Origin of the sequence: Pseudomonas putida, assembly GCF_001636055.1 — a bacterium.
GTDB classification, from domain to species: domain Bacteria; phylum Pseudomonadota; class Gammaproteobacteria; order Pseudomonadales; family Pseudomonadaceae; genus Aquipseudomonas; species Aquipseudomonas machongensis.
The window spans coordinates 1,304,153-1,325,231 of the sequence record NZ_CP011789.1 but is presented as its reverse complement, the minus strand read 5'-3'; the positions used below and the strand labels follow the sequence as shown (position 1 = coordinate 1,325,231).

The following is a 21,079-nucleotide window of genomic DNA, read 5'->3' as shown; positions in this document are numbered from 1 at the left end:
CCATTGGTTTCAAGAGTCTTGTCTGCAATGCATTTCCTCTGCTCCTCCCAAGCCCTCGCAGAAGGCCACAGCCGCGCCTTCAGCGTAGCCGGTGAAACGCTGTTCGGCGTGCGCCGCCAGGGCCGGGTGTACCTGTACCGCAACTACTGCCCGCACCGCGGCATCACCCTGAACTGGGCACCGGACAGTTTTCTCGATGACAGCGCCAGCCTGATTCATTGCGCCCACCATGGCGCGCTGTTCCTGATCGAGTCCGGCGAATGCGTGTCGGGCCCCTGCGAGGGCGAGTCGTTGCAGGCCCTGGACTGCCACGAAGACAGCCAGGGCATCTGGCTCAAGGATTGAGCAATACCGGCAGGCAGCGATCGATGACGATCTGCTCGGCGTCAAGGCGTGCACCATAGGCCAGCACCTCGACGCCATCGGCCACCGCATCGCGCAGTGCCTGGGCATAGCCGGGGTCGATCTCTTCGGCCGGGCGTACCGCCTCGATGCCGGTGAGGTTGACGCAGTACAACTGCACGGCGCGAACACCCTGGCGGGCCAGTGCGGCGAGCTCGCGCAGGTGCTTGGCGCCGCGCTGGGTCACCGCATCAGGAAAGGCCGCTACCGCCGTATCGGGATAGCCCAGGGTCACACTCTTGACCTCGACATAAGCCGGGCCATCGGCGAACTCCAGGCGAAAATCCACGCGACTGCGCTCCTCGCCATAGGCCACCTCACGCTTGAGCGCGGTGAACCCGGCCAACTCGGTGATCACGCCCGCGCGCAGGGCTTCCTCGACCAAGGCATTGGCCCTGCCGGTATTGACGCAGGCCATGCGCCCCTGGGGCGTTTCGCTGATCTCCCAGGTGCCCGGCAGCTTGCGCTTGGGATCGTTGGAACGACTGAACCAGACCTGCCCGCCGTCGCGCATGCAGTTGAGCATGGAGCCGGTATTCGGGCAGTGGATGGTCATCTGTTCGCCATTGGCCAGCTCGATGTCGGCCAGGAAGCGCTTGTAGCGGCGCAGCAGACGCGCCTGTTCGAGCTCGGGAAAAAACAGCATCAGGGTTGCCAGCTCCGCAGGCCACGGGCGATGCGCTGCACCGCTTCTTCCAGGCGCGCCAGGCTCTGGGTGTAGGCAAAGCGTACGTGATGCCCGGCCTGGTGACGGCCGAAGTCCAGCCCAGGCGTGAAGGCCAGGTGCTCGGTTTCCAGGAAATGGCGGCAGAAGGCGAAGGCATCGCCGCCGAAAGCACTGATGTCGGCATATAGATAGAAGGCGCCCTGCGGCTCCACGGCGATGCCGAAACCGAGCTCGCGCAAGGCGGGCAGCAGGTAGTCGCGGCGCCGGGCGAACTCGGCGCGGCGTTCTTCGAAAATGGCCAGGGTGCCAGGCTCGAAGCACGCCAGCGCAGCATGCTGGGCCATGCTCGGCGCGCTGATGTAGAGGTTCTGCGCCAGCTTTTCCAGGTCAGCCACGGCCGAAGGCGGCGCCACCAGCCAGCCGAGACGCCAGCCGGTCATGCCGAAATACTTGGAAAAACTATTCAGGACGAAGGCGTCGTCATCCACCTCCAGCACGCTCGGCGCGTCCATGCCGTAGGTCAGGCCATGGTAGATCTCGTCCACCACCAGGTGCCCATGATGCTCACGGGTGGCCCGGGACAAGCTGGCCAGGGCCTCACGGTCGAGCACGGTGCCGGTCGGGTTGGCGGGCGAAGCCACCAGCGCACCCACGGTATCCTTGTCCCAGTGCCGCTCGACCAGGTCGGCGGTGAGCTGGTAATTCACCTCCGGCCCCACCGGTACCAGTTGCGCGCCACCTTCGACCAGGCGCAGGAAATGGCGGTTGCACGGGTAGCCTGGGTCGGCCAGCAGCCAGTGCTTGCCCGGATCCACCAGCAGGCTGCTGGCCAGCAGCAGAGCGCCGGAACCTCCAGGCGTCACGAGGATGCGCTCGGGATCCACCGCCAGGCCATAACGCTGGCCGTAGAAACCTGCGATCGCCTCGCGCAACGCAGGCAGGCCACGGGCGGCAGTGTAGCGGGTGTGCCCTGCCGCGAGCGCGGCCTGCCCGGCTTCGACGATCGGCGCGGCCGTGGTGAAGTCCGGCTCGCCGATCTCCAGGTGGATCACATCATGGCCAGCCGCCTGCAGCTCGTTGGCACGCGCCAGCAGCGCCATGACATGGAAGGGTTCGATGGCGCGGCTGCGCGCACTGTAGGAGTGGGCCATGACCTTCTCTCAATTGAGTCTAAACTGGTGATTCTACTGTCGAGAAACACCGAACGGGCGACGCGGGCTGCTGTCAATACTTCGGATCGGGCGGGGTAGCGCACCCCCGATCTATCTGGTAAGTTCGGCGGCTCGCAGTCGCAGGGCCGGCGGTCGCCGGAGATGGAGCATCCTGCGCATTGGATCAGATGAGTGAGAGGCGGTCTATTCATGTCCACCGTAGAAAAGCAGAAAACCAATCAGACCATGTACGGTGTCGAGCCCTATAAGGAAACCAAGGGTGAAGAGTACATGGGCGAACCCATGCGCAATCACTTCACCAAGCTACTGGGCGCATGGAAGCTCGAGCTGATGACCAGTGTCGATCAGACCGTGAGCCATATGAAGGACGAAGCCGCCAACTTCCCGGACCCTGCGGACCGCGCGAGCCAGGAAGAAGAGTTCGCTCTGGAGCTGCGTAACCGCGACCGTGAACGCAAGCTGATCAAGAAGATCGACAAGACCTTGCAGAAGATCGTGGACGAAGAATACGGCTGGTGCGACTCCTGTGGCATCGAGATCGGCCTGCGCCGACTGGAAGCCCGTCCCACCGCAGACCTGTGCTTCGACTGCAAGGAAATTGCCGAGAAAAAGGAAAAGACGGTCGGCAAAGGCTGATCCTTCTTCCCTTCGAACGGGGCGCATCGAGCGCCCCGTTTCATTTATATGCCCAGCACATCCATGAACGACTCCCGCTATATCGGGCGATTCGCCCCCACCCCCAGTGGCTTCCTGCATTTCGGCTCGCTGGTCGCCGCCCTCGCCTCCTGGCTCGATGCCCGCGCCGTCGATGGGCGCTGGCTGCTGCGCATGGAGGACACCGATCCGCCCCGGGAAATGCCCGGTGCCCGTGACGCCATCCTGCAGACCCTCGAACGCTACGGCCTGGAGTGGGATGGCGAAGTGGTGTTCCAGAGCCAGCGTCATGAGGCCTACGCCACAGTGGTCAATCGCCTGTTCAGCATGGGCCTGGCCTACGCCTGCACCTGTTCGCGCAAGCAGTTGGAAGGGTATGGCGGCATCTATCCCGGTTTCTGCCGCAACGCTGGCCATGCCCGCGAAAATGCCGCCATCCGTATTCGGGTGCCCGAACTGCTCTACCGCTTCAACGACCGCGTACAGGGGGAATACCAGCAGCACCTTGGACGCGAGGTGGGGGATTTCGTCATCCAGCGCCGCGACGGGCTGTATGCCTATCAACTGGCAGTGGTGCTGGACGATGCCTGGCAAGGCGTGACCGACATCGTGCGCGGCGCCGATCTGCTCGACAACACCCCGCGCCAGCTGTACCTGCAGGAACTACTGGGGTTCTCGCAACCGCGCTACCTGCACATTCCGCTGATCGTGCAGCCTGATGGGCACAAGCTGGGCAAATCGTACCGTTCACCACCGCTGCAGGCGGACCAGGCCACACCGTTGCTGCTGCGAGCGTTACGGGCACTGGGGCAGGCGAGTGACCCGGCGCTGGAAGGCGCCAGTGCGGCAGAGGTCCTGGCGGTAGCGCGCAGGCAGTGGAAACCTGAGGCGATTGCGCGGCGGTTCACGGTGCCGGAAGCAGATCTGCGCTGACGCGGCCGGCCCTCTCGCGAGGCAAACTCTGCACGATTCAAAACCCCAAGAAATTCAAACTCTTGGCGAACACCCCAGAATCCCGCTAGCATCGCCCCGGCCATTTGCGCCAATAATAAGAAGCTCAAATCCGCAGCGCCCTGCCATCGAGGCCCGCATGTATATCTATCGCTTGGTCCTGCTTCTGGTCGTGGGGATCTATCTGTTCTCCCCGGCCATCATGGACTGGTGGATCGAACCGACCGGAGCCTGGTACCGCCCGTATCTGCTCTGGCTGATCCTGATCGTCGTCACCTTCATCCTGCAGAGCCAACGAGATGCCGATGAGCTTTAGCCTTACCCAGATGATCCTGATCAGCGCCGCCTACCTGCTGGTGCTGTTCGGCGTGGCCTGGGTCAGCGAACGCGGGTTGATCCCGCGCTCGGTCATCCGCCACCCCCTGACCTACACCCTGTCGCTGGGCGTCTATGCCAGTGCCTGGGCGTTCTATGGTTCAGTAGGCCTGGCCTACCAGTACGGCTACGGCTTCCTCGCCTGTTACCTGGGCGTGTCCGGGGCCTTCCTGCTGGCACCGGTGCTGCTCTACCCGATTCTCAAGATCACCCGCACCTACCAGCTCTCCTCACTGGCCGACCTGCTGGCGTTCCGGTTCCGCAGCACCTGGGCCGGTGCCCTGACCACGGTGATCATGCTGATCGGCGTATTGCCGTTGCTGGCCCTGCAGATCCAGGCGGTGGCCGATTCCATCAGCATCCTGACCGGCGAGCCGGTCAAGGCGCGCGTGGCATTCGCCTTCTGCGTGCTGATCATTCTCTTCACCATTTTCTTCGGCTCACGCCATATCGCCACCCGCGAGAAGCACGAAGGCCTTGTGTTCGCCATCGCCTTCGAGTCGGTGATCAAGCTGCTGGCCCTGGGCGGCATCGGCCTGTACGCCTTGTATGGGGTGTTCGGTGGGCCGCACGAGCTGGAAGTCTGGCTGCTGCAGAACCAGACGGCACTGGCCGCGCTGCACACGCCGTTGCAGGAGGGACCATGGCGCACGCTGCTGCTGGTGTTCTTCGCCTCGGCGATCGTCATGCCGCACATGTACCACATGGCTTTCACCGAGAACCTCAGCCCGCGCTCGCTGGTCAGCGCCAGTTGGGGCCTGCCGCTGTTCCTGCTGCTGATGAGCCTGGCGGTGCCGCTGGTGCTATGGGCTGGCCTGCGCCTGGGTGCGAGCACCAACCCGGAATACTTCACCCTGGGCCTGGGCATCGCCGCCAACAACGAGGCACTGGCCTTGCTCGCCTACGTCGGCGGTCTGTCAGCAGCCAGCGGCCTGATCATCGTCACCACCCTGGCACTCTCGGGCATGGCCCTCAACCACCTGGTGCTGCCGCTCTACCAGCCCCCTGCCGAGGGCAACATCTATCGCTGGCTGAAATGGACGCGCCGCGCGCTGATCGTCGCGATCATCACCGCAGGCTTCGTCTTCTACCTGACCCAGAATACCCACCAGAGCCTGGCCAACCTGGGCATCGTCGCCTTCGTCGCCACGCTGCAGTTCCTGCCGGGCGTACTTTCGGTACTGTACTGGCCAACCGCCAATCGACGCGGCTTCATCGCCGGCCTGCTGGCCGGCACACTGGTGTGGATGGTCACCATGCTGCTGCCGCTGCTGGGCAATGTGCAGGGCTTCTACATCCCGCTGCTGAACATGATCTACGTGCTGGACGACACCAGCTGGCACATGGCGGCCATCGCCTCGCTGGCGGCCAACGTGCTGCTGTTCACCCTGATCTCGCTGTTCACCAACGCCAGCAGCGAGGAGGTCAGCGCCGCCGAGGCCTGCGCAGTGGACAATGTGCGCCGCCCGCAACGTCGCGAACTGCATGCGGCCTCACCCCAGGAGTTCGCTACCCAACTGGCCAAGCCACTGGGCGCCAAGGCCGCGCAAAAAGAAGTCGAGCAGGCCCTGCGTGACCTCTACCTGCCCTTCGACGAACGCCGCCCCTACGCCCTGCGTCGCCTGCGTGACCGCATCGAGGCCAACCTCTCGGGGCTGATGGGCCCCAGCGTAGCCCAGGACATGGTCGAGACTTTCCTGCCCTACAAGTCCGGTAACGAGAACTACGTCACCGAAGACATTCACTTCATCGAAAGCCGTCTCGAGGACTACCACTCGCGCCTGACCGGCCTTGCCGCCGAGCTCGATGCGCTGCGTCGCTACCACCGGCAGACGCTGCAGGAATTGCCCATGGGTGTCTGCTCGCTGGCCAAGGACCAGGAAATCCTGATGTGGAACCGGGCCATGGAGGAGCTGACCGGCATCGCCGCCAAGCACGTGGTCGGTTCGCGCCTGGTGACCATCGCCGAACCTTGGCGCGGGTTGCTGCAAGGCTTCATCGACCTTCCCGACGAGCACCTGCACAAGCAACGCCTGGCCCTCGATGGCCAGCCACGCTGGCTCAACCTGCACAAGGCGGCCATCGACGAGCCGCTGGCCCCGGGTAACAGCGGCCTGGTGCTGCTTGTCGAAGACCTCACCGAGACCCAGGCCCTGGAAGAGAAGCTGGTGCACTCCGAGCGCCTGGCCAGTATCGGCCGCCTGGCTGCGGGCGTGGCTCACGAGATCGGCAACCCGATCACCGGCATCGCTTGCCTGGCGCAGAACCTGCGCGAGGAACGCGAAGGCGACGGCGAGATCATCGAACTGTCAAGCCAGATCCTCGAACAGACCAAGCGTGTCTCGCGCATCGTACAGTCGCTGATGAGCTTCGCCCACGCCGGTGGCAGCCACCAGAATACCGAAGAGCCCGTGTCGCTGGCCGAGGTCGCGCAGGATGCCATCGGTCTGCTGGCGTTGAATCGGCGCAATTTCGAAGTACAGTTCTTCAATCTTTGCGACCCGGACCACTGGGCCGAAGGTGACCCGCAACGCCTGGCCCAGGTGCTGATCAACCTGCTGTCCAACGCCCGCGACGCCTCGCCACCCGGCAGCGCCGTGCGTGTGCGCAGCGAAGCGAGCGAGCATACCGTCGACCTTATCGTCGAAGACGAGGGCAGCGGTATTCCGAAGAACATCATGGATCGCCTGTTCGAGCCCTTCTTCACCACCAAGGACCCTGGCGAGGGAACCGGACTGGGGCTCGCTCTGGTCTATTCCATCGTGGAAGAGCATTATGGGCAAATCACCATCGACAGCCCGGCCGATCTCGATCGGCAACGTGGCACACGGATCCGCGTGACCCTGCCCCGGCATGTCGTAGCGACGTCCCCTGAAATTCGAGACCGTCGAGAGAATTGAATCAATGCCGCACATTCTGATCGTCGAAGACGAAACCATCATCCGTTCGGCCCTGCGTCGTCTGCTCGAGCGAAACCAGTACCAGGTCAGCGAAGCCGGCTCGGTGCAGGAAGCCCAGGAACGCTTCAGCATTGCCACCTTCGACCTGATCGTCAGTGACCTGCGCCTGCCCGGGGCACCGGGCACCGAGCTGATCAAGCTCGGCCAGGGCACGCCGGTGCTGATCATGACCAGCTACGCCAGCCTGCGCTCGGCGGTCGACTCGATGAAAATGGGTGCGGTGGACTACATCGCCAAGCCTTTCGACCATGACGAGATGCTCCAGGCTGTCGCGCGCATCCTGCGCGACCGGCAGAATGCCCCGGTCGCCACTGCGGCCACGGCAGACGTGCGCAGCAACGGCAAAGCACCAGGGGCTGAAAAGCAGACCGGCGTCTCGGCCAACGGCGAGATCGGCATCATTGGCTCCTGCCCCCCTATGCAGGACCTGTACAGCAAGATCCGCAAGGTCGCCCCTACCGACTCCAATGTCCTGATCCAGGGCGAGTCCGGTACCGGCAAGGAGCTGGTCGCCCGTGCCTTGCACAACCTCTCGCGACGCGCCAAGGCACCGATGATCTCGGTGAACTGCGCGGCCATCCCGGAAACGCTGATCGAATCCGAGCTGTTCGGCCATGAGAAAGGCGCCTTCACCGGCGCCAGCGCTGGCCGTGCCGGCCTGGTCGAGGCAGCGGACGGCGGGACCCTGTTCCTGGACGAGATCGGTGAATTGCCGTTGGAGGCCCAGGCTCGACTGCTGCGTGTGCTGCAGGAAGGCGAGATCCGCCGGGTCGGCTCGGTACAGTCGCAAAAGGTCGATGTGCGCCTGATCGCCGCGACCCATCGTGACCTGAAGAACCTGGCCAAGTCCGGCCAGTTCCGCGAAGACCTTTATTACCGTCTGCACGTCATCGCCCTGAAACTGCCCGCCTTGCGCGAGCGCGGTAGCGACGTCAACGAGATTGCCAACGCCTTCCTCGCCCGACAGAGCGCACGCATCGGCCGTGACGACCTGCATTTCTCCAGCGATGCCGAGCAAGCCATCCGCCATTACAGCTGGCCGGGTAACGTCCGTGAGCTGGAGAATGCCGTCGAGCGCGCGGTCATTCTCAGCGAAAGCCCGGAAATATCCGCCGACCTGCTGGGCATCGACATCGAACTGAGCGGCCTTGAAGACGACGACCTGCTCGACAGCCTGCCGGTGGTCGCAGGTGTCGGTGGTAACAACGCCAGCCACGAGCCGACGGAAGACCTGTCGCTGGAGGATTACTTCCAGCACTTCGTCCTCGAACACCAGGACCACATGACCGAGACGGAGCTGGCCCGCAAGCTGGGTGTGAGCCGCAAGTGCCTGTGGGAGCGTCGCCAGCGCCTGGGGATTCCGCGGCGCAAGAGCAACGTCGCCAGCGAGAACTGATACGTCCACAGCTCTACAGCGCCGACCCTGGGTCGGCGCTTTGCGTTCAGGGGCCAGCCCCCCCGATGACACCTGCCCCCTCGTCAGCCGGTAACACCCGGTTACCATGAAAAATCTGTTACCTCAGCCGCCCGCGACGTAACAAACCGAGGCATACGGTAACGAAATTTCTACATTCCCCCGCCTTTCGGGCTGACCGAAAATCCGCAAACCCTTGATTTCATTGGATTTGAAAAAGTTGGCACGCCACCTGCTATATCTTTCGTACAAGAACAATAACAAGCACTGCTACTCAGAATAAGAACAAGACGAAACGGCTCACGCATAACAAGAACAAGACGGCGGAGGCGCAGCTAACTGATTCTTTTGGAGAGGAGTTGTGTTTGGGGCTTGCCCCACAACCAGGCAGAGAACAACAAAAACTGCACTAAAGCAGCGCCTGAACTGGTTGGATCGATTGATCAGCATAGCATCAGCGACCAAAGCAATCCGTTTGCTCTTCACCCCTTGATTTGGGGTCGTCCACACGCTTCAAGCTGTGTGGACTGGGCACTCAACAAAAACAAGAAGCCCGATAAAAAAACAATAAGAGCACGCAACGACTTGATGGGGAGCTTAGGCTCCCCATGTCGTTTCTCCCCGCCTTAATCGCCTTTCGGCACCGCCTACACCATTCCGCCAGTAAATGCTAGAATCCCCCGCCATCATGCGGCCATTCTCCTAGTCTTGGCCGAACATTCCTTCAAACAGTGCATCCCATGCTGAAGAAGCTGTTCCAGTCGTTCCGTCCTCCCATCAGTGGTCAGCACCACAGGCGCACCACGCCTGAAGTGATCAACAAGAGCCAGCACTCGCTGCAGCGCAGCCAGTTCAGCCGCCACGCCGTGAGCATCGTCGAGCGCCTGCAGGGCGCCGGCTACCAGGCCTACCTGGTCGGCGGCTGCGTGCGCGACCTCCTGCTGGGCATCACCCCCAAGGATTTTGACGTCGCCACCAGCGCCACGCCCGAACAGGTGCGTGCCGAATTTCGCAATGCCAGGATCATTGGCCGGCGCTTCAAGTTGGTCCACATCCATTTCGGCCGCGAAATCATCGAAGTCGCCACCTTCCGCGCCCATCACAGCGAAGATGACCAGGGTGACAGCCACCGTTCGTCGCACAACGCCAACGGGCGAATCCTGCGCGACAACGTCTACGGCACCCTCGAAGACGACGCCCAGCGTCGCGACTTCACCATCAACGCCCTGTACTACGATCCGGTCAGCGAGCGCATCCTGGACTATGCCAATGGCGTCCACGACATTCGCAACCGCCTGCTGCGCCTGATCGGCAACCCGACCCACCGCTACCAGGAAGACCCGGTGCGCATGCTGCGCGCGGTGCGTTTCGCCGCCAAGCTCGACTTCGGCATCGAGAAGCACACCGTCCAGCCAATCCGCGAACTGGCCAAGCTGCTGCGCGAAATCCCGCCGGCGCGCCTGTTCGAGGAAGTGCTCAAGCTGTTCCTGTCCGGCCAGGGGGCAATCGCCTTCGAGATGCTGGTCGACCTGGACCTGTTCGAGCCCCTGTTCCCGGCCAGCGCCCATGCCCTGGATGAACGCCCGACCTACACACACACCCTGATCAGCCAGGCACTGGCCAACACCGACCTGCGCGTCAAGCAGGGCAAACCGGTGACCCCGGCCTTCCTGTTCGCCGCACTGCTGTGGCCTGCCCTGCCGGCACGCGCACTGTACCTGCAGAGCCAGGGCGTACCGTCGATTCCGGCGATGAACGAAGCCGCCCACGACCTGATCGCCGAACAGTGCCAGCGCATTGCTATTCCCAAGCGCTTCACCCTGCCGATCCGCGAAATCTGGGACATGCAGGAACGCCTGCCGCGGCGCAGCGGCAAACGTGCCGACATGCTGCTGGACAACCCGCGCTTCCGCGCCGGCTACGACTTCCTGCTGCTGCGCGAAAGTGCCGGCGAGGAAACCGATGATCTGGGCCAATGGTGGACCGACTACCAGGACGCCCACGACAGCGAACGCCGCGACATGATCCGCGAGCTGGGTAGCCGTGACGAAGGCTCGGGGCCAGCCCCGCGCAAACGCAAGCGCAGCAACAGCAAGCGCAAGAGCGGCGGTGGCGACGAGGCCTTCGACTGAATATGCCGGTACGCGCCTATATTGGCCTGGGCAGCAATCTCGACGCCCCCGCCGAGCAACTGCGCAGCGCCCTCCAGGCGCTGGATCAGATCGCCGGGACGCGCCTGGTGGCCACTTCGGCGTTGTACACCAGTGACTCCCTGCTGCCCGGCCAGCCGCGCTACACCAATGCGGTCGCTGCCCTCGACACCGACCTGGCACCGTTGGCGTTGCTCGATGCCCTGCAGGGTATCGAGAACGACCAGGGTCGGGTGCGCAAGGAGCGCTGGGGCCCGCGCACACTCGACCTGGATGTACTGCTGTTCGGCGATCAGCTCATCGATGTGCCACGCCTGAAAGTGCCGCATTACCACCTGCATGCCCGCCCCTTCGTCCTTTATCCACTGGCCGAACTGGTCCCTGACGACTTCCATCTGGCAGACGGCCGCAGCCTCGCGCAACTGCTCCAGGACTGCCCGTTCGTCGGGCTGGAACGCTTGTAATCCGGGCGTTTCAGCCATCGGTAACGCCAGTAACACCCTGATCGTAACAATGCGGTAACAGGGTGATTGACTTCCCCCCCATCGCTCACGACTATAGGCGTCCCGCGGCGCCCGTATGCCGCATCACACCCATTTAGGCCCGGACAGCCCTGTGACCGAACATCACGCACGATGATGTGCCGCTCCGGAAGATGAATACACGCGTTGTACGCAGTCGTTTTTCACAGCGCCTGAACGAGGATTTCGCTACATGCCTGAAGTAACCCTGACCACCCTGCATGGCCTGAAGGCCAAGGGTGAGAAAATCACCATGCTGACCTGCTACGACGCTACCTTCGCCAAGGCCGCCAGCCAGGCCGGCGTCGAGGTGCTGCTGGTTGGCGATTCGCTCGGCATGGTCCTGCAGGGCCATGACAGCACCCTGCCCGTCACCACCGACGACATGGCCTACCACACCGCCTGCGTCAAACGCGGCAACGACGGTGCGCTGATCCTGGCCGACCTGCCCTTCATGGCCCATGCCACGCTCGAGCAGTCGTTCGCCAACTGCGCCAAGCTGATGCGCGCCGGTGCGCACATGATCAAGGTCGAAGGTGCCGCCTGGCTGGCCGAAACCATCCGTCTGCTGGCCGACCGCGGCGTGCCGGTGTGCGCGCACATGGGCCTGACCCCGCAGACCGTCAACGTGCTCGGTGGTTACAAGGTCCAGGGGCGCCAGGAAGGCCAGGCGCAACAGATGCGCGCCGATGCCATCGCCCTCGAGCAGGCTGGCGCCGCCATGCTGCTGCTCGAATGCGTGCCCAGCGAGCTGGCCACGGAGATTTCCCAGGCGGTGAGCATTCCAGTAATCGGTATCGGTGCCGGCAGTGGTACCGACGGTCAGGTACTGGTGCTGCACGACATGCTGGGCCTGTCGCTCAGCGGTCGCGTGCCGAAATTCGTGAAGAACTTCATGGCTGGCCAGCCCGATATCCAGAGCGCCCTGGCGGCCTACGTCAAGCAAGTCAAGGACGTGAGTTTCCCAGCACCTGAGCACGGGTTCAGCGCATGAATACCGTCAAGACTGTCCGCGAACTGCGCGCCGCCGTAGCGCGCGCCCGCGGCGAAGGCAAGCGTATCGCCTTCGTCCCGACCATGGGCAACCTGCACAGCGGCCATGCCGCGCTGGTGACCAAGGCCGCCCAGCGCGCCGACTTCGTGGTAGCCAGCATCTTCGTCAACCCGCTGCAGTTCGGCGCAGGCGAAGACCTCGACAAATACCCACGCACCCTCGCCGCCGACCAGGAAACCCTGTTGCAGGCCGGTTGCCATCTGCTGTTCGCGCCCACGGTCGAAGAAATGTACCCCGACGGCATGACCGTGCAGACGCGGGTGAGCGTGCCACAACTGTCCGAAGGCCTGTGCGGCGCCAGCCGCCCCGGGCACTTCGAGGGTGTGGCGACGGTGGTCAGCAAGCTGTTCAACATGGTCCAGCCGGATCTGGCCGTGTTTGGCGAGAAAGACTACCAGCAGTTGGCGGTCATCCGCGCCATGGTGCGTGACTTGAACATGCCAATCCAGATCATCGGTGAGCCGACCGTGCGGGCTGAAGACGGATTGGCGCTGTCTTCGCGCAACGGTTATCTCAACGCTGAGCAACGCGCTGCGGCACCTGCGCTGTACCAGGCGCTGGGCCAACTGGCCGAAGGTATTCGTCGCGGGCGACGCGACTTCGCGGCATTGCTCGACGAGGGCCAGGCCAAACTGGTGGCGGCCGGGTTCCGCCCGGACTACCTGGAAGTGCGTCATGCACTGACCCTGAAGCCTGCGCAGCCGGGCGATCGCGATCTGGTGATTCTGGGGGCGGCGTATCAGGGGAGCACGCGGTTGATCGACAACCTCTACCTGCATCTGGACGAGCCTTCGGCGTAATCCAGACCGGCCTCTTCGCAGCACTACGTGCGAGGAGGCCGCAACTGCCCTACCCTGTCCCGAAACCCCGCAAAAATTTCATCCTCCTCCTGCCCCTGACCATTCCCGCCGCCTGACCAATGCCTATAATGGGCCTCTCCTGCAACTGGCAAAGACTGCCAGTGTCAAAGCCTGACCATGCCCCAAGGAAACCATCCGCAATGGCGTATTACCGCACTCCCCACGATGTGACGGCCCTGCCCGCCTGGCAGGCGCTCCAGCAGCACCGCGATGCCATGCAGGGATTCAGCATGCGCGACGCCTTCGCAGCCGACCCCAAGCGCTTCGAGCAATTCTCGCTCAGCAGCTGCGGCCTTTTTCTCGATTACTCGAAGAACCTGATCAACGAAAAGACCCGCGAACTGCTGGTCGAACTGGCCCAGGAAGTCGGCCTGGCTGATGCGATCAAGTCGATGTTCAGCGGCGAGATCATCAACGGCTCCGAAGGCCGTCCCGTACTGCACACCGCCCTGCGCCGCCCGGTTGGCGACAAGCTCAGCGTTGGCGGCGTCAACGTGATGCCCGAAGTGCACAAGGTTCTCAACCAGATCACCGAACTGGTCGGCCGCATCCACGACGGCCTATGGCGCGGCTACAGCGAAAAGCCGATCACCGACGTGGTCAACATCGGCATCGGCGGCTCCTTCCTCGGCCCCGAACTGGTTTCCGAGGCCCTGCTGCCCTACGCCCAGCGCGGCGTGCGCTGCCACTACCTGGCCAACATCGACGGCAGCGAGTTCCACGAACTGTCAGCCAACCTGCGCGCCGAAACCACCCTGTTCATCGTTTCGTCGAAGTCGTTCAACACCCTCGAAACCCTGAAGAACGCCATAGCGGCACGCACCTGGTACCTGGCCCAGGGCGGCTCGGAAGCCGAGCTCTATCGCCACTTCATCGCAGTCTCCAGCAACAAGGCCGCCGCCGTGGCCTTCGGCATTCGTGAAGAAAACATCTTCCCGATGTGGGATTGGGTGGGCGGGCGCTATTCGCTGTGGTCGGCCATTGGCCTGCCGATCGCCCTGGCCATTGGTACTGCCAACTTCAAGGAGCTGCTGTCCGGCGCCTATACCATGGACCAGCATTTCCAGACCGCGCCGTTCGAAAAGAACATGCCGGTCCTGCTGGCCCTGCTCGGCGTTTGGTACGGCAACTTCTGGAATGCCAGCAGCCACGCGATCCTGCCGTACGACCACTACCTGCGTAACATCACCAAGCACCTGCAACAGCTGGACATGGAGTCCAACGGCAAGAGCGTATTGACCGACGGTTCCCCGGTGAAAACCGAGACCGGCCCGGTGATCTGGGGTGGCGTTGGCTGCAACGGGCAGCACGCCTATCACCAGTTGTTGCATCAAGGCACCCAGATGATTCCGGCCGACTTCATCGTGCCGGTGGTGAGCTTCAACCCGGTGGCCGACCATCACCAGTGGCTGTATGCCAACTGCCTGTCGCAGAGCCAGGCGCTGATGCTGGGCAAGACTCGCGAGGAAGCCGAGACCGAGCTGCGCGCCAAAGGCCTGAACGAAGCAGATATCGAAAAGCTGGCACCGCACAAGGTGATTCCGGGCAACCGTCCGAGCAACACCCTGGTGGTCGAGCGCATCAGCCCACGCCGCCTCGGCGCGCTGGTGGCGATGTACGAGCACAAGGTCTTCGTGCAGAGCGTGGTCTGGGGCATCAACGCCTTCGACCAGTGGGGCGTGGAGCTGGGCAAGGAGCTGGGCAAGGGCGTCTACCAGCGTCTGGTCGGCAGCCTGGAAGACAGCGCCGAAGATGGCTCGACCCAAGGGCTGATCAACTACTTCCGCGGCCGTCACCGCGGCTGACCTGAACGCTGCATTCGCGGGCGAGCCCGCTCCTACAGGCCCTCTGTAGGAGCGGGCTCGCCCGCGAAGAGGCAAGCGCAGGTTGAACAACAGTTCCAGCTACACTGTCCATCGAATAGCCGTTGAAGTCCCTCCGACAAGAGCAGGACCACCCGCCATGTTCGATATCCGCGACTACCCCCAGGCCCTGTCTGTCAGCCAGGCCGCCGAACTCTCCGACGCAGATTACCGCCGCCTCTACCGCCAGTCGGTGGACGACCCCGATACCTTCTGGGCCGAGCAGGCCAAACGCCTGGACTGGATCAAGCCCTGGTCGAGCGTGCAACAGTGCGACCTCAAGACCGGCACCGCACGCTGGTTCGATGGCGCCCAGCTCAACGTCAGTTACAACTGCATCGACCGCCATCTCGACAAACGTGGCGACCAGACCGCCCTGCTCTGGGAAGGCGACGACCCGAAAGACGCCAAACCGATCACCTACCGCGAGCTGCATCGCCAGGTCTGCCGCCTGGCCAACGCCCTGAAGGCCCGCGGCGTGAAGAAAGGCGACCGGGTCTGCATCTACATGCCGATGATCCCCGAAGCCGCCTACGCCATGCTCGCCTGCACGCGGATCGGCGCCATTCACTCGGTGGTGTTCGGCGGTTTCTCCCCCGATGCCCTGCGCGACCGCATCCTCGATGCCGACTGCCGCACGGTGATCACCGCCGACGAGGGCGTGCGCGGCGGCAAGCGTATCCCGCTCAAGCAGAACGTCGACAAAGCCCTGGCCAATTGCCCGGATGTCAGCAGTGTGCTGGTGGTCAAGCGCACCGGGGGCGATGTGGCCTGGAGCGAAGGACGCGACCTCTGGTACCACGAAGCCACCGAGCACGTCGGCGACGACTGCGCCCCCGAACCGATGGCCGCCGAAGACCCGTTGTTCATCCTCTACACCTCAGGCAGCACTGGCAAACCCAAGGGCGTGCTGCACAGCACGGCGGGCTACCTGTTGCAGGCAACGATGACGTTCAAGGTGGTGTTCGACTACCGCGACGGCGAAGTCTTCTGGTGCACCGCCGACGTCGGCTGGGTCACTGGCCACAGCTACATCGTCTACGGCCCGCTGGCCAACGGTGCCATCTCGCTGATGTTCGAAGGCGTGCCCAACTACCCGGATATCTCGCGTTTCTGGCAGGTGGTCGACAAGCATCAGGTGAACATCTTCTACACCGCGCCCACGGCCCTGCGCGCCTTGATGCGCGAAGGCAACGCACCGTTGCAGGGTACCTCGCGCAAGAGCCTGCGCCTGCTCGGCAGCGTCGGCGAGCCGATCAACCCCGAAGCCTGGGAATGGTATTTCGAAGCCGTGGGGCAAAAGCGCTGCCCCATCGTCGACACCTGGTGGCAAACCGAGACCGGCGGCATCATGCTCACCCCTCTGCCTGGCACACCACGCCTGAAGCCCGGCTGTGCCACGCAACCGATGTTCGGTGTACAACCGGTGCTGCTGGACGAAAAAGGCAAACCGATCGAAGGCCCTGGTGCCGGCCTGCTGGCGATCAAGGCCAGTTGGCCAGGGCAGATCCGTCGCGTCTATGGTGATCACCAGCGTATGGTCGACACCTACTTCAAACCCATGCCCGGCTACTACTTCACCGGCGATGGCGCACGCCGCGATGCTGACGGCGACTACTGGATCACCGGGCGTATCGACGATGTGATTAACGTATCCGGCCATCGCATCGGCACCGCCGAGGTGGAGAGTGCGCTAGTCCTGCACGACAAGGTCGCCGAGGCTGCGGTGGTCGGCTACCCCCACGACCTCAAGGGCCAGGGCGTGTATGCCTTCGTCACCACGATGAATGGCATCACCCCGGACGATGCACTCAAGGCCGAGCTGCTGGCGCTGGTCAGCAAGGAGATCGGCAGCTTCGCCAAACCCGAGCTGATCCAGTGGGCACCGGCCTTGCCCAAGACCCGCTCGGGCAAGATCATGCGGCGTATACTGCGCAAGATCGCCTGCAACGAACTGGACAACCTCGGCGATACCTCGACCCTCGCAGACCCCAGCGTGGTCCAGGGCCTCATCGACACACGCCTCAACCACTAGACGGCCGCCAGGCGGCCAGTACAGGTCGCCATGGAAGCCTTACGTCGCCGCATCGAAACCCAGGTCATGAGCCTCACCGGGCTGGCCCTCGGCCAGCTCGACCTGGAGTCCCCCAAGGGTGACCCGGGCCTGTTCGGCCCGCAAAGCGTCAGCTGGCAAGTACATGGTGATTTCCCCAGCATGCTGATCGGCGGCATCAGCGCATTGATGCTGCAACTGCTGCATCCACTGGCACTGGCCGGGGTCTGGGATCACTCGAATTTTCGCGAAGACCTGCTCGGCCGGCTGCGCCGCACCAGTCAGTTCATCTCCGGTACGACCTTCGGCTCGACTCGAGATGCCGAATGGTTGATCGACAAGGTCCGCAGCATCCACCTCAAGGTGGTCGGTACCGCTCCCGACGGACGCCATTACGCGGCCAGCGACCCGGACCTGCTGACCTGGGTGCACGTGGCGGAGGTCAGCAGTTTTCTCGCCGCCCACCTGCGCTACTGCAACCCACGGCTGTCAGTGGCTGACCAGGATGCCTACTACGACGAGATCGCCTTGATCGCCGAGCGGCTGGGCGCCCGAGACGTCCCGCGTTCATGTCGTCAGGTAGACGACTATCTGCAGCACATGCGCCCACAACTGCACTGCGATGCCCGCAGCCTGGAGGTGGTCGGCATACTGCTCGAAGCCCCGGCGCCCAGTCGGCTGGCAGAACCCGTGGGCAAGCTGATGCTGCACGCGGGCATCGACTTGCTGCCCGATTGGGCCAGCGCCCTGCTCGGTCTGCACCAAGGCCCCCTGCAGCGTCGCATGGTGCGCCTGGGCGTGGAGCGTACAGCGCCCGTGTTGCGCTGGGCCATGCGCGACGGTTCGGCGCATCGCGCCCGGCGGCGGATGGGCTTGCTCTAGGAGTTCTCCGATGTATCGGAACTGATTTGACGTGCCATACTCCAAGCACCTCCGCTCGAGACAGACGACGCCGCACATGCCCAAAGGATTGAATCGCGCCATTGGCGCCTTGCTGGCCATCGTGGCCCTGTACAGCCTGCTTGGCTTCTTCATTCTTCCCGGTGTGGGCCTGCGCATCGCCAACCAGCAACTGGCGCAGTACGCCACCGTGCCGGCGCACCTGCAGCGTATCGAGTTCAACCCGTTCAGCCTTGAGCTGACGTTGTGGGGCCTGCAGATCGGCGAGCCGGGCAAGGAGCAGGTGGCCTTCGAACGCCTCTACGCCAACCTCTCCCTCGACAGCCTATGGAGCGGCGCCCTGCACCTGGACGCGGTAGAGCTGGACAAGCCGCGCACCGAGCTGCTGTTCGCCAAGGACGGCAGCCTCAACCTCAGTCAGCTGTTCAAGCTGCCGCCGAGCGAGCCGAAACCGGACGAGCCGCCGAGCGATCCGTTCCCGCTGCGCATCGCCAGCATCAAGCTCAACGAAGGCTACCTGCACTTCCAGGACCTGCGCCCGAGCGAACCCATCGAGTTCCTCTACGACTCGATGAACCTCGAACTGAAGAACCTCAGCACCTTGCCGGACGACAGCGCCGACATGACGCTGGTCGCCAACGGCCCAAATGGCGGGCGTATCGACTGGAGCGGCAACCTGAGCCTGTCGCCCATCACCTCCGAAGGCACGCTGAAGATCACCGACAGCAAGATGAAGCTGTTCTGGCCCTACGTACGTGATGCTGTACCGCTGGTGCTGGAAGACGGCGTGCTCAGCCTCGATACCCACTACAAACTGAACCTGTCCAAGGAAACCGAGCTGCTGCTCGATAACGCCTCCGTGCGCGTCGCGCCCTTCGCCATCAAGGCGCCCGATGGCCGCCCGCTGGCGCGCCTGGCCAGCCTTGAGGTCAGCGAAACCTCCATCGACCTGGCCAAGCAGCTGGTGACCGTCGGCAAGATCCGCAGCGAAAAACTCGAAACCTGGGCGGCCCTTGAACGTGACGGCCAGCTCGACTGGCAGAAGCTCTTCGCCAGTCAGCCCGCCAAAGCCACCCCCAAGGAAAAGGCCGAGCCCGCCACCGCAGCGCCGCCCCCCGAGGAAAACGCCGCCAAGCAGCCCAGCAAACCCTGGCAGGTTCTGCTCAAGGATGTTCAGGCACGCAACTACATGATTCACCTGGCCGACCGCAGCCAGAAAGAGCCCGTGGCACTCGATGTCGGGCCGCTCAACCTGGACATGCAAGGCTTTGACAGCCTCAACAAGTCGCCCTTCACGCTCAAGCTCGACACCGGCGTGGGCCGCCAAGGCAAGCTGCAGGCTGCCGGCCAGGTCAACCTGGCACCGGTCACCGCCAAGCTGGACGTCAGTACCCGCGACATCGACCTGCGCGTGGCCCAGGCCTACATCAGCCCGTTCATTCGCCTGGAGCTGCGCAGCGGCATGCTCGCCAGCGATCTCAAGGTCGACCTCAAGGGCACCGAGCCACTGGCCTTCAGCGTGGCGGGCAAGGCCCAGGTCAACCAGTTGCACACCCTCGACACGATCAAGGGGCGCGACTTCGTGAAATGGCAGCAGGTGAACGTCGATGGGCTGTCCTATGTGCACGGCGATGCCCTGTCGATCGACAAGGTCACCCTGTTGCAGCCCTACGCGCGCTTCATCATCAACGAAGACCGCACCACCAGTGTCGACGACCTTCTCATCCCGCAACCTGCTGACGCACCAGCCGCCAGCCAAGCGAAACCGGCCACAGCCAGCAATGAAAAGCCACTGGGCATCCGAATCGGCCAGATCGATATCAACGATGGCTCGGCCAACTTCGCCGACCTGACATTGACGCCCAACTTCGCCACCGCCGTGCAGCAGTTGAACGGCCAGATCGGCACCATCGACAACCGCAAGCCGCTCCCGGCGAAAGTGGACGTCAAAGGCAAGGTCGATCGCTACGCGCCGGTGACCATCAAGGGCGCATTGAATCCGTTCGACCCGATGGCCAGCCTCGACATCGCCACCAGCTTCAAGCGCGTCGAACTGACCACCCTGACGCCCTACTCCGGCAAGTTCGCCGGGTTCCGCATCCGCAAGGGACGCCTGAATCTCGACCTGCACTATGTGATCACCAAAGGCCAGCTCAAGGCCGAGAACAAGGTCGTGGTCGAGCAACTGCAACTGGGTGAAAAAGTCGACAGCCCCGATGCCGTCGACCTGCCTATTCGCCTCGCTGTCGCGTTACTCAAGGATACCGAGGGCAAGATCTCCATCGAGCTGCCTGTCACGGGCGATCTCAACAACCCGCAGTTCAGCGTCATGCCGATCGTCTGGCAGACCCTGCGCAACCTGGTGCTGCGTGCGGCGCAGGCGCCGTTCAAGTTCATCGGCGGATTGATTGCCGGTGGCGGTTCGGAAGATCTGGGCAACGTATCCTTCGCTCCCGGCTCCAGCGATCTCAGCAGCGAGGCCCAGTCGGCCCTAGACAAGCTGGCCTCGGCCCTGCAACAGCGGCCGGAACTGCGCCTGGAGATCGAAGGTACCAGCGCACAGAGCAGCGACGGCCCATTGATCGCCCAACAGCGTCTGGAACGCGAATACCAGGCGACCTGGTACAAGATTCTGCAGCGGCGCGGTGACAAGGTTCCGGCCAATGCCTCGATGCTGGTAGTCGACGACAGCGACAAGCCGGCCATGCTCGAGGGCATCTACCGCACCCGTCTCAAGCAGCAGCCACCTGCGGAATGGGAAAAGCTCAGCCGCGAAGAGCGCACCATCAAGCTGCGCGAGGCGGTGCTCAAATCCTGGGCCGAAAGCGCGGCCTTGCTGCGCAACCTCGGCCAAGACCGGGCGAGCAGCATCAAGGACTACCTGGTAGACAAGGGCAAGCTGGAGGATGACCGGGTGTACTTCATCGACACCACCCTGGGGCAGGCCGAAAGCGACGGGCGAGTGATCACCCCGATGCATCTGGACGCAGAGTAATCCCTGAACGATTTCAGAGGCGCAAAGAGAAAGCCCCGGCAGATGCCGGGGCTTTCTCTTTGGGTGGCCAGATCCTTCTGACCGACGGG

16 protein-coding genes are annotated in these 21,079 nt (G+C 63.5%); 14 read left to right on the top strand and 2 right to left on the bottom strand.

Features of this window, described 5'->3' with window-relative positions; translation table 11 throughout:
• The first annotated feature begins 27 nt into the window (after positions 1 to 27).
• Complete coding sequence (locus AB688_RS05970) at positions 28 to 345, top strand: Rieske (2Fe-2S) protein (RefSeq protein ID WP_063542768.1); 318 nt, start codon at positions 28 to 30, stop codon at positions 343 to 345.
• On the opposite strand, the gene sfsA is transcribed toward AB688_RS05970, so the two are convergent.
• Together sfsA and AB688_RS05960 are read right to left on the bottom strand one after the other, a co-directional pair.
• A complete protein-coding gene (gene sfsA, locus AB688_RS05965; protein WP_063542766.1) occupies positions 335 to 1,048 on the bottom strand; it encodes a DNA/RNA nuclease SfsA in 714 nt (237 codons plus the stop codon). The two genes, AB688_RS05970 and sfsA, sit on opposite strands and share 11 nt — an antisense overlap.
• On the bottom strand, positions 1,048 to 2,220 hold the full coding sequence (locus AB688_RS05960; protein ID WP_054892594.1) for a pyridoxal phosphate-dependent aminotransferase: 1,173 nt from the start codon (positions 2,218 to 2,220) through the stop codon (positions 1,048 to 1,050). The genes sfsA and AB688_RS05960 overlap by 1 nt, the downstream gene beginning before the upstream one ends.
• Before the next feature lie 210 nt (positions 2,221 to 2,430).
• Between AB688_RS05960 and dksA the strand changes: the two genes are divergently transcribed.
• From dksA to AB688_RS05900, 13 genes are all read left to right on the top strand, one after another.
• Positions 2,431 to 2,877 carry an RNA polymerase-binding protein DksA gene (dksA, locus tag AB688_RS05955; RefSeq protein WP_063542764.1) on the top strand — a complete coding sequence of 149 codons (447 nt, stop codon included), beginning with the start codon at positions 2,431 to 2,433 and terminating at the stop codon, positions 2,875 to 2,877.
• A 63-nt stretch (positions 2,878 to 2,940) separates the two neighbouring features.
• Positions 2,941 to 3,828, top strand: a complete 888-nt coding sequence (gluQRS, locus tag AB688_RS05950; protein ID WP_063542762.1) for a tRNA glutamyl-Q(34) synthetase GluQRS — start codon at positions 2,941 to 2,943, stop codon at positions 3,826 to 3,828.
• Between the two features lie 157 nt (positions 3,829 to 3,985).
• Positions 3,986 to 4,162, top strand: a complete 177-nt coding sequence (locus tag AB688_RS26720; RefSeq protein WP_003250005.1) for a hypothetical protein — start codon at positions 3,986 to 3,988, stop codon at positions 4,160 to 4,162.
• Positions 4,146 to 7,121 (top strand): sensor histidine kinase, encoded by a 2,976-nt coding sequence (locus tag AB688_RS05945; RefSeq protein WP_162714346.1) that lies wholly within the window; start codon positions 4,146 to 4,148, stop codon positions 7,119 to 7,121. Before AB688_RS26720 ends, AB688_RS05945 begins: the two co-directional genes overlap by 17 nt.
• Positions 7,122 to 7,125: 4 nt before the next feature.
• Positions 7,126 to 8,577 carry a sigma-54-dependent transcriptional regulator gene (locus AB688_RS05940; RefSeq protein WP_063542757.1) on the top strand — a complete coding sequence of 484 codons (1,452 nt, stop codon included), beginning with the start codon at positions 7,126 to 7,128 and terminating at the stop codon, positions 8,575 to 8,577.
• Positions 8,578 to 9,335: 758 nt separating this feature from the next.
• Positions 9,336 to 10,727 carry a polynucleotide adenylyltransferase PcnB gene (locus AB688_RS05935; protein WP_063542755.1) on the top strand — a complete coding sequence of 464 codons (1,392 nt, stop codon included), beginning with the start codon at positions 9,336 to 9,338 and terminating at the stop codon, positions 10,725 to 10,727.
• A gap of 2 nt (positions 10,728 to 10,729) precedes the next feature.
• Positions 10,730 to 11,209, top strand: a complete 480-nt coding sequence (gene folK, locus AB688_RS05930) for a 2-amino-4-hydroxy-6-hydroxymethyldihydropteridine diphosphokinase (RefSeq protein ID WP_063542753.1) — start codon at positions 10,730 to 10,732, stop codon at positions 11,207 to 11,209.
• A gap of 250 nt (positions 11,210 to 11,459) precedes the next feature.
• On the top strand, positions 11,460 to 12,260 hold the full coding sequence (gene panB, locus AB688_RS05925; RefSeq protein WP_063542751.1) for a 3-methyl-2-oxobutanoate hydroxymethyltransferase: 801 nt from the start codon (positions 11,460 to 11,462) through the stop codon (positions 12,258 to 12,260).
• Entirely contained in the window at positions 12,257 to 13,120 is an 864-nt protein-coding gene (panC, locus tag AB688_RS05920; protein ID WP_063542749.1) for a pantoate--beta-alanine ligase, read from the top strand. Before panB ends, panC begins: the two co-directional genes overlap by 4 nt.
• Before the next feature lie 200 nt (positions 13,121 to 13,320).
• On the top strand, positions 13,321 to 14,985 hold the full coding sequence (gene pgi / locus AB688_RS05915; protein ID WP_063542747.1) for a glucose-6-phosphate isomerase: 1,665 nt from the start codon (positions 13,321 to 13,323) through the stop codon (positions 14,983 to 14,985).
• 157 nt (positions 14,986 to 15,142) lie between these two features.
• The gene (gene acs / locus AB688_RS05910; protein WP_063542745.1) at positions 15,143 to 17,077 is read left to right on the top strand and encodes an acetate--CoA ligase; all 1,935 of its coding nucleotides are present in this window, start codon (positions 15,143 to 15,145) and stop codon (positions 17,075 to 17,077) included.
• A 30-nt stretch (positions 17,078 to 17,107) separates the two neighbouring features.
• Entirely contained in the window at positions 17,108 to 17,977 is an 870-nt protein-coding gene (locus AB688_RS05905) for an oxygenase MpaB family protein (RefSeq protein ID WP_063542743.1), read from the top strand.
• A 76-nt stretch (positions 17,978 to 18,053) separates the two neighbouring features.
• Positions 18,054 to 20,990, top strand: coding sequence for a DUF748 domain-containing protein (locus tag AB688_RS05900; protein ID WP_063542741.1), 2,937 nt, complete (start codon positions 18,054 to 18,056; stop codon positions 20,988 to 20,990).
• Positions 20,991 to 21,079: the final 89 nt, after the last annotated feature.

What these genes read in the sequence shown, in the direction of transcription:
- dksA (WP_063542764.1), top strand. Translation starts at nt 2,431, where the DNA reads ATGTCCACCGTAGAAAAGCAGAAAACCAATCAGACCATGTACGGTGTC.
- AB688_RS05900 (WP_063542741.1), top strand. Translation starts at nt 18,054, where the DNA reads ATGCCCAAAGGATTGAATCGCGCCATTGGCGCCTTGCTGGCCATCGTG.
- gluQRS (WP_063542762.1), top strand. Translation starts at nt 2,941, where the DNA reads ATGAACGACTCCCGCTATATCGGGCGATTCGCCCCCACCCCCAGTGGC.
- AB688_RS26720 (WP_003250005.1), top strand. Translation starts at nt 3,986, where the DNA reads ATGTATATCTATCGCTTGGTCCTGCTTCTGGTCGTGGGGATCTATCTG.
- AB688_RS05970 (WP_063542768.1), top strand. Translation starts at nt 28, where the DNA reads ATGCATTTCCTCTGCTCCTCCCAAGCCCTCGCAGAAGGCCACAGCCGC.
- AB688_RS05940 (WP_063542757.1), top strand. Translation starts at nt 7,126, where the DNA reads ATGCCGCACATTCTGATCGTCGAAGACGAAACCATCATCCGTTCGGCC.
- AB688_RS05960 (WP_054892594.1), bottom strand. Translation starts at nt 2,220, where the DNA reads ATGGCCCACTCCTACAGTGCGCGCAGCCGCGCCATCGAACCCTTCCAT.
- AB688_RS05945 (WP_162714346.1), top strand. Translation starts at nt 4,146, where the DNA reads ATGCCGATGAGCTTTAGCCTTACCCAGATGATCCTGATCAGCGCCGCC.
- panB (WP_063542751.1), top strand. Translation starts at nt 11,460, where the DNA reads ATGCCTGAAGTAACCCTGACCACCCTGCATGGCCTGAAGGCCAAGGGT.
- AB688_RS05905 (WP_063542743.1), top strand. Translation starts at nt 17,108, where the DNA reads ATGGAAGCCTTACGTCGCCGCATCGAAACCCAGGTCATGAGCCTCACC.
- pgi (WP_063542747.1), top strand. Translation starts at nt 13,321, where the DNA reads ATGGCGTATTACCGCACTCCCCACGATGTGACGGCCCTGCCCGCCTGG.
- sfsA (WP_063542766.1), bottom strand. Translation starts at nt 1,048, where the DNA reads ATGCTGTTTTTTCCCGAGCTCGAACAGGCGCGTCTGCTGCGCCGCTAC.
- folK (WP_063542753.1), top strand. Translation starts at nt 10,730, where the DNA reads ATGCCGGTACGCGCCTATATTGGCCTGGGCAGCAATCTCGACGCCCCC.
- panC (WP_063542749.1), top strand. Translation starts at nt 12,257, where the DNA reads ATGAATACCGTCAAGACTGTCCGCGAACTGCGCGCCGCCGTAGCGCGC.
- AB688_RS05935 (WP_063542755.1), top strand. Translation starts at nt 9,336, where the DNA reads ATGCTGAAGAAGCTGTTCCAGTCGTTCCGTCCTCCCATCAGTGGTCAG.
- acs (WP_063542745.1), top strand. Translation starts at nt 15,143, where the DNA reads ATGTTCGATATCCGCGACTACCCCCAGGCCCTGTCTGTCAGCCAGGCC.